Raw genomic sequence first — 13834 nt, 5'->3', positions numbered from 1 at the left:
GAGCGATAACAACGCCCGCCGGGCACCACGCACGCACCAGCGTGCGGCCGCAGACGCGGGCCGAACTCGATGTCAGTTCCTCATAGTGGCCCCAGGATAAGCACACGACCTGCTGGTGCGCCAGCCGAATATCGCGTTCGGCACTGCAGTCCTCACCGGAAAGCGCAGTGCCGACGAGTGCTGCCGACAGTGGTTCGGCAGCACAGCCGGTGCGTGCCGAACCGGCGGTGCTGTGGTCGGGGCTGATGCGGTTCTGCCATGATCGGTGGCGGTTTTGATGATCAGTCGGCAAGGCGCTGGGACAGTGATGTGGGAAGCAGCAGGTCGGGACGAGCTCGTCCACCGTGAACAGACACAGGTCCTGGCCACCACGGCCAGGACGGGACATACCGTGTCCGGATTGATCTCGGCGTGGCTGGGATCGTTCACCGCCTCGGCCGACACGCGCGGGGCCTACGCTCGTGATCTCCGGGAGTACCTCACCTGGTGCACCCGCCGCGGACTCGATCCGCTGACGATGCGGCTGCCCGAGGTGCAGATGTATGCCACCGAACTCGCCGTGAGCCCCAACCCGCGGACAGGGCGCCCGTATGCGGCCTCGACCAGTGCTCGCAAATTGGCGGCGGTGTCGAGTTGGTACACCTTCCTGGTGCGCGCCGACGCCATCGACTCCAACCCCGCTCGGGATGTCTCCCGCCCTCGCTACGATCGGCGGCATTCGCCGACCGCCAGCGTGACCGAAGGGCAGGCGTCCACGATGCTGGCGGCCAGTCGCCACAGTGAGCACCGCACGCTGGGACCGGAATGTGCCGCGCTGGTGATGGTGCTGCTCATCGATCTGGGTGTGCGCGTTTCGGAGTTGTGCCAGGCGAACCTGGCCGACCTGGGCCAGCAGTCGGGAATGCGCATCCTCACTGTGCGGATGAAAGGCGGCACGGTGCGCCTGCGCCCGATTCCGGCGCAGGATTGCGTGCTGCTCGACGAGTACCTGGCTTGCCGTCCCGGCGACGGTGACAGCGAGGCACTGCTGGTGACCCGGCAGGGCCGGCGCATCAACCGGCACCAGGTCTACCGGCTGGTGCAGCGCACTGCGCACGCGGCCGGGGTACCGATGCCCGCTCGGATCACACCGCATTCGATGCGGCACGCGTTCAACACCATCGCCCGCCAGCGGGGTGCCTCGCTGGAGGATCGCCGGGATGCGCTGGGACATTCCTCGGCAGCGATCACTCAGCTGTATGACCACGTCGCCCTGTCGGTCACGCGGGATCCGGCGCATCTGGTGGCCGCGGCCACCGCCGCCGACGAGAACTCACCGGCGGCGGGCCGAGGCTGACGGTCGGCGTGGTGGGATGCGGTGCAACGAACCCACGGGCGTGAAGGAGCCGGGCTATGGCCGATGAGAAAGTCGCCGACAGTGGTGCGGTCCCTGCGGGCACCACCTGTAACTTTCCCGGATGCGACCGGGTCGTGCCGCGCTCCGGCGGGCCGGGACGGCCCGCGGAGTACTGCGACCTGCCGGGCCATACCCGGTGGCGGGCGTGGAAGGAACGCCAGCGTCATCAGCAGGAGCATCAGCCCCAGCCCGACTCTGCCGTCACCGTGACGGAATCCGCCGGTCCGGTGACGGCGGCGAGACTGCGGTCCGATGATCTTTTGCAGCAATTCCGCTCGCTGTCGGACCAGCTATCCCGCACTCTCGAACATTCCCTGGCCGAACTCGCCACCATGGCCGACCCCAGTGCGGCCGAGGCACAGATACAGGCTGCCCACGCCGATGCCGCACACCGCGTCGCCGCGGCCGAACAGGCACTGGCGGCCGAACAGCAACACCGCCGGGAGGCCGAAGCGGCCCGCCAAGAGGCCGAAGCAGCCGCCGAGGATGCCGGCATGGCCGCCGAGCGCGCCGAGGCCGATGCCGAACAGGCCCGCCAACACCGCGAGGAAGCGATCTCCGAGGCACAGGTGGCTCAGCAGCGCGCTACCGAGGAAATCGAAGCCGCGCGCAATGAGGCCGATGTGGCCGTGGCAGCAGCGCACCGCGAGGCCGAACAGGCCAAGCAGCAAGCGGCCGAGGAAGCCGAGCAAGCCAAACAGGAAGCGGCCGAGGAAGCCGAGCAAGCCAAACAGGAAGCGGCCGAACAGATCCGCACGGTGCGCGAGCAGACCCAGCAGCAGCTCGACGAGCACAGCACCCAGCGGGATGCCGCGCTGCAACGGGCAGCTCGCGCGGAGCAGGCCGCCGAGCACAGTGCCGCCCAACTCGCCGAGCGCGCCGAGGAACTCGAACAGGCCCGCAGCCAGGTGCAACACAGCCGCGACGAACTCGACGCGGCACGCAGACGCCACGCCGACGAACTCGACGCGGCACGCCGCCAAGCGGCCGAATCACTACGACAGGCCGAACAGGCAGCCGAACAGCGACTGGCTGCCCTCGAGGAAGCGCGGGCGCAGACACTGGCCCGTGCCCAACGGGCCGAAAATCAGCTCGACGCGGCGCTGGCCGAACTGCAGCTCCTGCGGGAGAGGACCTCCTCGGAAACAACACCACCACAACAGGACGGACGCACCGAGCACATCGGCAACTCCGAAACATTGTCCATTCCGGACTCACCGGAGAGCAGCAACGATCCTCTCCGGTGACTGCTCGTCGTCCTGAGAACACCACTCGGTTGCCGGGGGTGCTGTCCAACGGCCGACGCCGGGGACGGCTCATCGTGATCGGGGCCGCCCCGGGCTGGGTGCGGCCCCGATACGGCGCGGTCGTCAGATGTAGCCGAGTCGGCGGACCGTGTCGCGCTCCTCGGTCAGCTCGGCCACCGAGGCATCGATACGCTCGCGGGAGAACGGATCGATGTCCAGGCCCTGCACGATCTCGTAACGCCCATCTCGCGCGGTGACCGGGAACGACGAGATAAGCCCTTCCGGCACCCCGTAGGAACCATCGGAGACCACCCCGGCCGAGGTCCAGTCGCCCTCGGCGGTGCCGTTGACCCAGGTGTGCACGTGGTCGATCGCGGCGTTGGCCGCCGAGGCCGCCGAGGAAGCTCCACGCGCCTCGATGATCGCCGCGCCCCGCTTGGCCACGGTCGGAATGAACTCATCGGCCAGCCAAGACTGCTCGACCTGCTCGGCGGCGTTCTTACCGCCGACCTCGGCGTGGAACAGATCCGGGTACTGGGTGGCCGAGTGGTTGCCCCAGATGGCCAGCTTGCGGATGTCGTTGACACCGACATCGAGCTTGGCGGCCAGCTGAGCCAGCGCGCGGTTGTGGTCCAGACGGGTCATCGCGGTGAACCGCTCGGCAGGGACGTCCGGCGCGTGTGCCTGGGTGATCAGCGCGTTGGTGTTGGCCGGGTTGCCCACGGCCAGCACCCGCACGTCCTCGGCAGCACCGGCGTTGATGGCCTCGCCCTGGGGCTTGAAGATGCCGCCATTGGCCTCGAGCAGGTCACCACGCTCCATGCCCTGGGTGCGCGGGCGGGCACCGACGAGCAGGGCAACGTTGGTGCCGTCGAAGGCCCGGCGCGCATCGTCGGTGACATCGATGCTGCGCAGCAAGGGGAATGCGCAGTCGGTGAGCTCCATCGCGGTGCCCTCGGCGGCGGTGACCGCCTTCGGGATCTCCAGCAGCTTGAGATTGATCGGGGTGTCCGGCCCGATCAACTGGCCGGAGGCGATCCGAAACAGCAGCGCGTAGCCGATCTGGCCGGCCGCACCGGTGACGGTGACAGTGACAGGAGACGGGGTCATGGAGTTCTCTTTCCTGCTCGCCGGGTGAGTGTCGAAGCGATGCTATCCACGCCGACCAGGGCTCATGGTGCGACCCCGCCACGGATCACAACACACCCGCCGGTCGCCGTCGGCAGAACCGATTCAGTGCCGCCGTGTCCCGAGGTGGCAGAGGACACCGGTGGACTGCCATCGACGATGATGACGCCCCGCACCGGCAAACGCAGTCGCAGGGAGGGCAAGCAACCATCCGCGCCCATGCCGCATGCCGTGGACGCCATCGACAGCAGCTTGTAACGTCCGATCATGCGTGTTTTGCGAACGCCCGAGGAATGCTTCGCCGAGGTGGACGGCTTCGGCTACCCACCGCACTATGCCGACGTGCCCGACCAGGACGGCGGCACACTACGCATGGCCTACGTCACCGATGGGCCCGCCGACGGCCCGGTCGTGCTGCTGCTGCACGGCGAGCCGAGCTGGTCGTATCTGTACCGCACGGTCATGCCGGTGCTGGCCGCCGCAGGACTCCGCGTGGTGGCCCCCGACCTCGTCGGATTCGGCCGCTCGGACAAGCCGACCGAGCAATCCGCCCACAGCTACGCCCGCCACGTCGAATGGGTGCGCAGCCTGATCGTCGACACACTGGACCTGCAGCGCATCACGCTGGTCGGGCAGGACTGGGGTGGTCTGATCGGGCTGCGCCTGCTGGCCGAGCAGCCGCAGCGCTTCGCCGGGGCAGTGGCGGCCAACACCGGCATGCCCACCGGCGATCACGACATGCCCGAAGTGTGGTGGCAGTTCCGCCGCGCCGTGGAAGGCGCCGAAACCCTCGACGTCGGACGGTTCGTCGCCAGTGGATGCCACCGGCCTCTGGCCCCCGAAGCCCGAGCCGCCTACGATGCCCCCTTCCCGGCCGAGGAATACAAGGCCGGCCCCCGGGTCATGCCGACCCTGGTGCCCACCAGCCCCGACGATCCCGCCACCGAAGCCAACCGCACGGCCTGGAAAACCCTGGCAACAAGCGAAACCCCGTTTCTGACCGCCTTCAGCGACAACGACCCGATCACCGGTGCCATGGGGCCCGTCCTACGCCGCACCCTGCCCGGGGCAGCCGGACTCACACACCCCACGATCGACAATGCCGGGCACTTCCTGCAGGAAGACGCCGGAAGCGAACTCGGCCGGGTCATCGCCGAATTCACCCGAACCACGGTGCAGCCACAGTGACACGCGGGTTCGCCGACGATGGGGCGATCATCGCCGGCGAACCCACCCGAGCCCTCAGATACGCGCCGCCTGGCGATCCTGCTCGACCTCGTCACCGGGTACCCAGCACTCCACCCCGGTCACATCGGGCAACCGATCCCGCGTGAACACCGGGTCACGACCCTGCCGGAGCTGCTCGGTGTAGTCGGACAGCAGCCGCAGGGCCACGACACCGAGCGGGGCGAGCGCCAGCAGATTGACCAGAGCCATGATGCCCATCGTGGTATCGGCGAGATTCCACACCAGCTCCACCGACCCGATCGCCCCCAGAAACGTCATCACCAAAAAAGCCCACTTGTAGCTGGTGATCACTGCCGGACGCGACGTCAGAAAGCCGATGTTGGACTCGCCGTAGTAGTAGTTTCCCAAAACCGAGGTGAACGCGACCAGCAGGATGATCAGCGTCAACAGATGCAGCGACCACGTACCCAGATGAGCCTGCAGCGCCTCCTGCGTCAATGACGGACCACGGCTCTGCCCGGAGGACGGGTCCGCCAGCAGAATGAGGAACGCCGTCGTCGAACACACCACCAAGGTGTCGAAGTACACCCCCAACGTCTGCGCCAACCCCTGCTTGACCGGATGGCTGACCGCCGCGGTCGCCCCCGCATTGGGTGCCGACCCCAGACCGGCCTCATTGGAGAACATGCCCCGGCGCACACCCTGCACGATCGCGGCACCGATACCGGCCGCGGCCATCTCGCGGAACCCGAAAGCGTGGGTGACGATCTCGGCGACCACCGCAGGCACACGATCCGCATTGAACGCGATGACGACCAGCCCCAGACCCAGGTAGATCAGGGCCATGAACGGCACCAGCGTCTGCGCCACCTGCGCGATACGGCGGACACCCCCGAAAATCACCACCGCGGTCAGCAGCACCAGACTCAGGCCCACCGCCGGGGCCAACCAGTCGAGCTCGTCCACACCCCAGGCCTGCACCGACGTCCGTATCGCCCCGGAAATGGTGTTGCTCTGCACCGCGTTGAACACGAACCCGAACGTCACCGTGATCACGACGGCAAAGACCACCCCCATCCAGCGTGCCCCCAGTCCACGCTCCATGTAGTACGCCGGACCACCCCGGAAACCGGACCGGTCACGAACCTTGTACAGCTGCGCCAAGGTCGACTCCACGAAACTCGTCGAACCGACGAGAAACCCCATGACCCACATCCACAGCACCGCCCCGGGCCCGCCCAAGGCGATGGCCGTGGCCACACCGGCGATGTTGCCGGTCCCGATCCGGGCAGCCGCCGAGATCGCAAAAGCCTGAAACGACGAGACCGCCTTGCCCCCGTCCGAGGCCACTTCGGACCGGCTACGCAGAGCACGCACCATCTCCGGTACCAACCGCAGCTGCACCGCACCCGAACGCACCGTGAAATACACGCTCAGCACAGCCAGCAGGGGAATGATGAGATACAACCAGAATGCATCGTTGACAGCGGCGATCACGCCGTTGAGCAAGTCCACGGGAACTTCAGTCCTTTCTGCTGGCCCTCACCCGGCGCGCACCGACCACCGCCCGGCCCTGCAACAGATCCATGACGGATGATGTTGTGTCCCACAGGGTGAGATGTCAACAGGCACAAACGGCAAACACGAGTTGGTTTCACGGCCTGCCCGATGCCGACCCCATCCAGCAGAATCAACCCATGCTGCAGGTCTGCCTCAACGGTGCCCGCTCTCCCCGCGAACACCACCACCTGCCGGTGCGCCCCGAAGACCTCGCGCACGCAGCCGCCACCAGCATCGCCGCCGGAGCCCACGACATCCACCTACACCCCAAAGCCCCCGACGGCACCGACAGCCTCGACGCCCCCATCGTGGCCGCCACCCTGCGCGCCGTACGCGCAGCCGCCCCAGACACCCCCATCGGCGTGACCACCGAAACCTGGAGCACCCCCGACCCCCAGGCACGCATCACCGCCATCCGCACCTGGCCCCTGCTGCCCGACCACGCCTCGGTCAACTGGCACGACACCGGCGCCGACGACATCGCCGAGGAACTCCTGCAACACGGCATCGGCATCGAAGCAACCCTACAGTCGGGCACCGGATCCGAAAAGGACTTCCTCCGCTCACCACTCCGCCACCATGTCCGGCGCGTGCTGGCCGAAGTCACCGACCTCACCGCACGCGGCTCGACCGGCACCGCCGAAGCATTCCTGCACCGCCTGGAACCCGCCACCGCACCCATCCTGCTGCACGGGCACGCCGCAGGTGCCTGGCCGGTGCTCGACCTGGCCCTGCGCCGCCGACTCGACACGCGCATCGGCCTGGAAGACACCCTGCAACTGCCCGGAGGCGAGATCGCCGAGGACAACGCCGCACTCGTCACCGCAGCCCGCAACCGCAACCCCCACCTTCGAGGAGAGGAGCTCCGATGACCGACACACCCTCCGACCAAACCCACCTGCTGATCGCCACCATGCCCTTCGCCGAATCCCTCGGAATACAGCTCGACTCCGCCGAATCCCACGAGGTACGCGGCCACGTCGACTGGGCAGCACACCGATGCACCCTCGGTGGCTTCCTCCACGGCGGCGTCATCATGTCCCTGGCCGACAGCCTCGGCGCGATCTGCGCCTACCTCCACCTGGCCGACGGCGCCACCACCTCCACCATCGAATCCAGCAGCAACTTCTTCCGCGGCATCCAAACGGGCAGCCTGCACGGCGTGTGCCGGCCGCTACACGCAGGCCGCACCACGATCGCCGTCCAAACCGACCTGTTCGACGACCAGCAACGCCGTATCGCCCAAACCACCCAGACCCAAATGGTTCTCACCGAGCAGGAGTAGAAACATCTATTCGCCCAACCGGTCGCGGGCCAACGCGGCCTGCAGGATCGTCACCTCCTCGGCGATCAACCCGGTATCCCAGCGCGATCGATCCTGCTCAGCAAGCGGCACCAGGTGGCCTCCGGGGCCTACGGGTTGCGCAGAAGTTCGGCCAGCGACCGCAGATCCTCGCTGGTGTGGGTCGGCGGTGTCCTCGCCGACGGATACACCTGCCGGCCACGGTGCAGCCAGGCCGCCTGCATACCCAGACGACGAGCACCGTCGATGTCCCACGGGTGCACGGCCACCAACAGCGCCTCACTCGGTGCGACCTCGAGCTGATCGAGCACATACCGATAGGCCGCCGGGGCCGGTTTCCACACCCGCGGACCGCTGACATCGAGCAATGCTTCGAAAGAATCAAGCAACCCGGCCCGAGACAGCAATCCCCGGGTCATCGACGCCGAACCGTTGGTCATGGTCGCCAGCCGCAAACCTGCCTCGCGCAGGTCGTGCACTCCCTCGGCAACATCCGGATGCACCGCCAACCGGCTGAGCCCGTCCAGGACATGCTCTGCTGCGCTCTCGACATCTCTGTTCACACCGTCGGTGGCGGCAAGCAGGGCGACCAGATCGGCCCGGGCCAATTCCTGAAAGTCCGCGTAGGCACCCGCGGCGGTCAAGCCGAGCCCGTCCCGCAGCACTCCCGCGAACCACGTGGCGAACAGGTGCCCGGAGACACCGACCTCCTCGAGACGGGACCGCAGCGGGGACATGTCACTCAAGGTTTCGTTGACGTCGAACACCACTGCGCGAACGGACTGAGGCACGCGACATGCTCCTTTCCTCGTGGACCCCGGCGGCACTGTCGACACTGCCCAACAGCAGCGTCGTTCACATGATGTGTCCGGGAGCGCGGCGACTGTGCAGGCAGCCTAGTGGCCGCCAGTGCGGCATGCTCGACGGCAACACGCCGCAGCCAGGGGAGCGGTCTCCACTCGAGATGTGTCGGTGAGCCGTCCAGTCGTTTACCGGCCGCGAGGTGTCCACATCGGATGCCTCGATCACAAGAGCCGAGTCCCGTTCGGAACAGGATGATCAAAACCGGCCAGGACGACCTTTCCGTCCTGGTCATGAACACCGGTTACGAGGACCTCGGACTTGACACCTGCGATGCGCCGGGGCTCGAAATTGCACACGCACAGGACCTGGCGTCCGATCAGGGACTCGGCGGGGTAATGCTCGGTGATCTGCGCGCTGGAGGTCTTCATCCCGCCGAACTCGCCGAGGTCCACCGTCAGCACGTAGGCGGGCTTGCGTGCCTGCACGTTCGGGGCCGCGTCGACCACCGTGCCGACCCGCAGCTCGACCTTGTCGAAATCGTCCCACTCGATCTTCGCCATGAGCCGAGCCTGACAGACGGCAGGAGAGGCCCTCCACACCATTACTTAACATAATGTATCTTATCGGCATCCAAGGAAGCCGGAGAACAGAGGCGAGAGAGGTGCTCGTGCCGGGTCCTGTGCGACACCCGTAGACGCTCGACGTAGGCAGGCGCCGCATCCTCGGAGTCCGAGGATGCGGCGCCGGATCGGTGAACGCGGACACGGTGGCTCGACTGTCGGCGCCTGGAGATCCGACCTTCGTGTGTCCCTGCCGGCCTCGGCAACGTGCTGTGGCCAGGCGGGCTTTACCTCGGGTGGACCGGCTGCTCTTCCGGGAGCTCCCACTCTTTTTCTCCCTATTCGTCACGGTGACGAATAGGCGCGGATGAGTCTTTCCATCGGTGACAAGGCAGTACATGGCCGCCCTCGAACATCCAAGATCGCCGACAACCCCGCTTCGCCTGAGGCCGAGTCGAAGTCGGCCGGGCTCGACACCTTCGTGGCAAGGCAGCAGCCAGGCTGGCACGGTGCACTCCGAACAGCACGGACTCCGTACACACCGCTACGGCGAGCGATACCGCCGAGTACCGTCCCCCGCCTTACCCATCCACACCCCGCTACTTCTCCAAGTAGTGGATAATAAACGTTATCCACCACTTGGAGAAATGGTGGCGAACATGCCCGGGACGCCGTGCATGCTTCGGTCTCTCACCGTGCACGTCTGGCCCAGGCAGCCGTGCACGTGACTGGTGAGCCAACGATGCCGGGCGCCACACCCCACCTCCGGGGAGAACTCCTCGCCTACCCCGGAGCACGATTATTCTTCTGCACCGGGATTTTCGGCCTCCGCGAGGACGTCGCTCGTACGCCCCCGCCTCCCCCATGCCGTCCTACTCCCCGCGCTCACACGGGAACGGGTGTCCGGCACAAGCCCGCTGCGACAGTGCAGGCCGAGGGCGCAAAGCTGGAGTCTCTGCGCGGTATGGACGCGGCCACTGTCGCTCGCCTGGATGCCGTGGATCGGTATCGGCGGCTTCTCACGGTTCTTCCGCAGACCCCGATGACCAGCCAGGTACTTCATCTCCGCCCGATTGTCGGCGAGTACTACGGCAACCCCCAGTGGTGGAGCTTACTCGGAGGTCATGACGGGTGGTTCACCCTGCGGGGCCGGCTTGGTTGCGATGACGACGGTGGCATCCAGATCATCGGAACTACTCACCTGCGGGATCAGCCCGTTGCCTGCGACTGTTTCGATGGTCTGGGGCGCCTGGTGCTTGCTGGTTTCGATCAGCAGGTGACCACCCGGTGCCAGCCAGAGTGGTGCCGCGGTGGCCACTCGCCGCTGGACATCCAGACCGTCCGCTCCACCGTCGAGGGCCACCTGCGGCTCATGTTCGCGGGCTTCCGGGGGAAGTAGCTCGATCTCCTCGGTGGGGACATAGGGTGCGTTGACGACCAGAACGTCGACTCGGCCCCGCAGCGTCGCGGGCAGCGGATCGTAAAGATCGCCAACGTAGGCCTGACCACCGGCAGCGGCGATGTTGCCGCGAGCGCACCGCACCGCGGTGGGGTCGGTATCGACGGCGTACAGCTCGACCTGGCCCAGCGCGGCAGCCACGGCAGCGCCGAGCGCGCCCGAGCCGCAGCACAGTTCGACGACAACAGCTCTCGGCCGGGTCAGGGCGACGGTCTGGTGAACGAGGAACTCGCTGCGCCGGCGAGGTACGAAGACTCCGGACTCCACAGTGATTCGCAGGCCGCAGAACTCCGCCCAGCCCAGAACGACTTCCAGCGGCAGGCCGGCGGCTCGCCGGTCCACCATGGAGGAAAGGTCGACCGGAGTCCGTGCCGTGGAGAGGAGCAACCGCGCCTCGTCTTCGGCGAAGACACAACCGGCGGCTCGGAGTCTGGTGACGATGGCCGATCGCGTGCACAGTGACGGAGAGGAGGACATGAGAGCGCCTTTCGTAAATGCCGAGATCGGCCGGCCTGGCCACGGCTGCGCTGTTGCGGCAGGCCATTATGGGCGGTCGGCGAGCACGTGAAAGGCGATGCCGGCCTTGGCCCGAGATACGGCATCGATCCGAAATCCTGCCTGCTCAAGCAGGGGTACCGGATCGCGAGTGAGGTGGTCGGCGGCGAATCGGGCGGTCCCGTATTCGGCCAGTCGCATCCCCGCACGCACGATCGCTTTGTCCGACGGCCCGTGCTCGACCAGCACACAACGCCCGCCGGGTCGCAGCACACGGTAGGCCTCGCGCACTGCGGCGGCCGGGTCCGGGATGGTGCAGATCGTGAAGGTGGACACCACCGTGTCGGCACTGGCATCGGGAAAGGGTAAGGCTTGAACATCCCCCTGGCGCAGCTCGACCCGATCGGCGAGCGCCTCGGTGGCCACGCGCTCATGTGCGAGCTGCAGCATCCGTTCGGACAGCTCGATCCCGACCACGGTGGCCTCTGCCGGATACAGCGGCAGGTTCAGCCCGGTGCCGACCGCGATCTCGATGACCCGACCACGGGCGTGCTTGACGGCCCACTGCCGGCTACCGGGGAACAGAAGGCGCTCACACACTCCGATCTGGCGGTCGTAGCGGTCGGCGATCCTGTCGAAGAATCGACGTACCTCGGTGTTGGTGGACGTGTGCATGGTTTCCATCCCTTCTGGTCCTGCGGCGGGATCGCCGTGGCCACCACTGGCCGAACCGGGCACTGCTTGCCATCCGAGCATGTATGGCCACCGGGGTCGAGCACATCCGGGAAAACCCCGGTCCTCGAGTCATCCGGAGCCTTGGGCGCCGCCCTGCTCCCCCACATGGAGATAAAGTCCCTTTCAGGCTCGGGAAGATGGTTTCGTCACCAACTCTTCCTGAGCCGGCGTGGTTCGCCACGTGTGCACGGAGCCGGGAGAGGGAGTTTGGCCATGTCCGAGGAGTTCACCACCGCCGTCGTCGAGCGCTGTCGATGGGCGCGTGCCCACAATCAGGGTCATCCCCTGCCGTCGTGGTCGACGGCGGAGCAGGTGGCGGTCGCGCTGGTGTTGCGTGACACCGATCACTTGGCCGCAATGGGTTATACGGTCGAGCAGGCCGCCGACCGGGTCTGTGCTGAGACGCAGCTGTCGGCGTTCGGGTTGACCGGCTGGCTCAACGACACCCGTGCTGCCGTCAGGGATGGTGAGCCTGGGTGATCGGCAGCTTGCCACCGCTGCCCTACCGGCAGCATAGCCGCTGCTTTCGCGTGTGGCTGGTGGCTGCTGTTTACCGGTGCAGGTCCCAGCGGCGGCGGAGCACCGGGACGGGAACCTCGTCGCCGCGTTCCTGGGCGGCCAGGACCGCCGAGCGGGTGCGTCGCCACCAGGTTGTGGTGCGGGCGAAGCCGAAGAGCAGCATCGCCAGCGGGGCCAGCAGGGCGATGCGGTAGGCGGTGGTGTCGTCGAGGGACGCGACGATTTGCAGGATGATGCCCATGCCCAGTACGGCCAGGGCGGTTGCGGTATGTCCGGCGGTGTTGGCGATGCCGGTGGCGGTGCCGACGCTGGGGCTGGGGTTGTAGTCGCGGACCAGTGCGAAGGCGGTGGCCGAGACGGGACCTCCGAAGGCGAAGACGCCGAACACCACGATGACCACGGGTAGTGGTGGGTGTCCTGCCGGCCAGGTGATCAGCAGTGTCAGGCTGACCACCGCGATCATCAGGTAGGTCAGCACGATCGGCATCCGGTGCGGTGGTTTGCGTCCGATGATGGTTCCCATGATGGGGCCGCCGATGATCTGGCCGATGATCAAAACGCTCAGGACCATGCCTGCCAGGTGTGGGGGCATGTTCAAGGCGTTGATCAGGTAGGGATAGCCCCACAGTAGGGACAGGGCGTTCATCACGAACATGGTGGAAAAGTGCACCCAGAAGGCCAGTCGGGTCGCGGGGGTCGACCAGGCCGTGCGGACGCCGCGCACCAGTGCGGACAGGGATTGCATGCGTGGCCGGGGCTGTTCGTGGTGTCGGTCCGGGCTGTCGCGCACCACGGTCGCCGCCACCGCCGCGTATCCGACGGTGACCGCTCCGACCAGCAGGAACGTGCCGGTCCATCCGAGTTGGTCGAGGAGGAAGGTCAGGGGGAAGGTCGCGGCGACCCCGCCGAGTGCGCCGAGAGCCGAGGAGAAGGTCACCACCAGCGGGTAGATCCCCGGCGGGAAGTAGGCGGTCACCAGCCGTAGCACACTGACCCAGGTCAGGGCGTCGCCGATGCCGAGGACGGCGCGGGCGGCCAGTCCCAGCGGGTAGCTTTCGGCCACGGCGAACAGGACTTGTCCGCAGCCGAGGAGCAGGGCTGCGGCGGTGAGCACACGGCGGGAGCCGAAGCGGTCGACGAGCAGGCCGGTGGGGATCTGCATCGCGGCGTAGATGCTGACCTGCAGGACGGTGAAGGTACTCAGGGCGGCGGGGCCGACGGCGAAGCGGTCGAGTGCCAGGGGGCCTGCGACGCCGAGGCTACCGCGGTGGAATACGGCGGCGAGGTAGACGACGGCAGCGCAGCCCCACACCAGCCACGCCTGGCGCGTCGGGCGTTCCAGGCGCACGAGGTGTCCCCCATCGGGCTCGGGTCGGTCGGTGCGTGTTTCAGGGTACTGGTTCGGGGGTGGCGAAATCGCCTTGTTGTGGCGTTGACCTC

At 67.2% G+C, this 13834-nt stretch carries 13 protein-coding genes and 1 pseudogene; 6 read left to right on the top strand and 8 right to left on the bottom strand.

Annotated features, from left to right (window positions below):
- Window positions 1–307 precede the first annotated feature (307 nt).
- Window positions 308–1336 carry a tyrosine-type recombinase/integrase gene (locus JOF55_RS00285; RefSeq protein ID WP_310278236.1) on the top strand — a complete coding sequence of 343 codons (1029 nt, stop codon included), beginning with the start codon at window positions 308–310 and terminating at the stop codon, window positions 1334–1336.
- 56 nt (window positions 1337–1392) lie between these two features.
- Window positions 1393–2643, top strand: a complete 1251-nt coding sequence (locus tag JOF55_RS00280) for a hypothetical protein (RefSeq protein ID WP_310267703.1) — start codon at window positions 1393–1395, stop codon at window positions 2641–2643.
- Between the two features lie 123 nt (window positions 2644–2766).
- On the opposite strand, the gene JOF55_RS00275 is transcribed toward JOF55_RS00280, so the two are convergent.
- Window positions 2767–3753 carry a malate dehydrogenase gene (locus tag JOF55_RS00275; protein ID WP_310267700.1) on the bottom strand — a complete coding sequence of 329 codons (987 nt, stop codon included), beginning with the start codon at window positions 3751–3753 and terminating at the stop codon, window positions 2767–2769.
- A 285-nt stretch (window positions 3754–4038) separates the two neighbouring features.
- Between JOF55_RS00275 and JOF55_RS00270 the strand changes: the two genes are divergently transcribed.
- Window positions 4039–4959, top strand: a complete 921-nt coding sequence (locus JOF55_RS00270; protein ID WP_310267698.1) for a haloalkane dehalogenase — start codon at window positions 4039–4041, stop codon at window positions 4957–4959.
- A 54-nt stretch (window positions 4960–5013) separates the two neighbouring features.
- Here JOF55_RS00270 and JOF55_RS00265 read toward each other — a convergent pair whose 3' ends face one another.
- A complete protein-coding gene (locus JOF55_RS00265) occupies window positions 5014–6474 on the bottom strand; it encodes an alanine/glycine:cation symporter family protein (protein WP_310267695.1) in 1461 nt (486 codons plus the stop codon).
- Window positions 6475–6656: 182 nt separating this feature from the next.
- Here JOF55_RS00265 and JOF55_RS00260 point away from each other — a divergent pair, with 182 nt between their 5' ends.
- Together JOF55_RS00260 and JOF55_RS00255 are read left to right on the top strand one after the other, a co-directional pair.
- Window positions 6657–7391, top strand: coding sequence for a 3-keto-5-aminohexanoate cleavage protein (locus JOF55_RS00260; RefSeq protein ID WP_310267691.1), 735 nt, complete (start codon window positions 6657–6659; stop codon window positions 7389–7391).
- Window positions 7388–7804, top strand: coding sequence for a PaaI family thioesterase (locus JOF55_RS00255; protein WP_310267688.1), 417 nt, complete (start codon window positions 7388–7390; stop codon window positions 7802–7804). Before JOF55_RS00260 ends, JOF55_RS00255 begins: the two co-directional genes overlap by 4 nt.
- Before the next feature lie 9 nt (window positions 7805–7813).
- Here the strand turns inward: JOF55_RS00255 and JOF55_RS24320 are convergent.
- The 5 genes and pseudogenes from JOF55_RS24320 to JOF55_RS00235 all read right to left on the bottom strand — a co-directional run.
- A pseudogene (locus JOF55_RS24320) lies at window positions 7814–7945 on the bottom strand (DUF6596 domain-containing protein); the annotation flags it as partial.
- Entirely contained in the window at window positions 7933–8613 is a 681-nt protein-coding gene (locus JOF55_RS00250) for a haloacid dehalogenase type II (protein ID WP_310267686.1), read from the bottom strand. The pseudogene JOF55_RS24320 and the gene JOF55_RS00250, both read right to left, overlap by 13 nt.
- A 234-nt stretch (window positions 8614–8847) precedes the next feature.
- Window positions 8848–9186, bottom strand: coding sequence for a tRNA-binding protein (locus JOF55_RS00245; protein WP_310267684.1), 339 nt, complete (start codon window positions 9184–9186; stop codon window positions 8848–8850).
- Window positions 9187–10297: 1111 nt separating this feature from the next.
- Window positions 10298–11122, bottom strand: coding sequence for a putative protein N(5)-glutamine methyltransferase (locus JOF55_RS00240; RefSeq protein WP_310267681.1), 825 nt, complete (start codon window positions 11120–11122; stop codon window positions 10298–10300).
- Between the two features lie 66 nt (window positions 11123–11188).
- Window positions 11189–11815 (bottom strand): class I SAM-dependent methyltransferase, encoded by a 627-nt coding sequence (locus tag JOF55_RS00235; RefSeq protein ID WP_310267678.1) that lies wholly within the window; start codon window positions 11813–11815, stop codon window positions 11189–11191.
- Window positions 11816–12088: 273 nt separating this feature from the next.
- On the opposite strand from JOF55_RS00235, the gene JOF55_RS00230 reads away from it, so the two are divergent.
- Entirely contained in the window at window positions 12089–12355 is a 267-nt protein-coding gene (locus JOF55_RS00230) for a hypothetical protein (RefSeq protein ID WP_310267674.1), read from the top strand.
- A gap of 70 nt (window positions 12356–12425) precedes the next feature.
- Here JOF55_RS00230 and JOF55_RS00225 read toward each other — a convergent pair whose 3' ends face one another.
- Entirely contained in the window at window positions 12426–13742 is a 1317-nt protein-coding gene (locus JOF55_RS00225; RefSeq protein WP_310267671.1) for an MFS transporter, read from the bottom strand.
- Window positions 13743–13834 lie beyond the last annotated feature (92 nt).

The sequence above is a fragment of the Haloactinomyces albus genome (genome assembly GCF_031458135.1).
GTDB classification, from domain to species: Bacteria; Actinomycetota; Actinomycetes; order Mycobacteriales; family Pseudonocardiaceae; genus Haloactinomyces; species Haloactinomyces albus.
This window is presented reverse-complemented; position numbering and strand designations above follow the sequence as displayed.

Bases quoted from the DNA above. Each gene is read 5' to 3' on its own strand.
- JOF55_RS00285 (WP_310278236.1), top strand. From the start codon at position 308: ATGTGGGAAGCAGCAGGTCGGGACGAGCTCGTCCACCGTGAACAGACA.
- JOF55_RS00280 (WP_310267703.1), top strand. From the start codon at position 1,393: ATGGCCGATGAGAAAGTCGCCGACAGTGGTGCGGTCCCTGCGGGCACC.
- JOF55_RS00275 (WP_310267700.1), bottom strand. From the start codon at position 3,753: ATGACCCCGTCTCCTGTCACTGTCACCGTCACCGGTGCGGCCGGCCAG.
- JOF55_RS00270 (WP_310267698.1), top strand. From the start codon at position 4,039: ATGCGTGTTTTGCGAACGCCCGAGGAATGCTTCGCCGAGGTGGACGGC.
- JOF55_RS00260 (WP_310267691.1), top strand. From the start codon at position 6,657: ATGCTGCAGGTCTGCCTCAACGGTGCCCGCTCTCCCCGCGAACACCAC.
- JOF55_RS00255 (WP_310267688.1), top strand. From the start codon at position 7,388: ATGACCGACACACCCTCCGACCAAACCCACCTGCTGATCGCCACCATG.
- JOF55_RS00245 (WP_310267684.1), bottom strand. From the start codon at position 9,186: ATGGCGAAGATCGAGTGGGACGATTTCGACAAGGTCGAGCTGCGGGTC.
- JOF55_RS00240 (WP_310267681.1), bottom strand. From the start codon at position 11,122: ATGTCCTCCTCTCCGTCACTGTGCACGCGATCGGCCATCGTCACCAGA.
- JOF55_RS00235 (WP_310267678.1), bottom strand. From the start codon at position 11,815: ATGCACACGTCCACCAACACCGAGGTACGTCGATTCTTCGACAGGATC.
- JOF55_RS00230 (WP_310267674.1), top strand. From the start codon at position 12,089: ATGTCCGAGGAGTTCACCACCGCCGTCGTCGAGCGCTGTCGATGGGCG.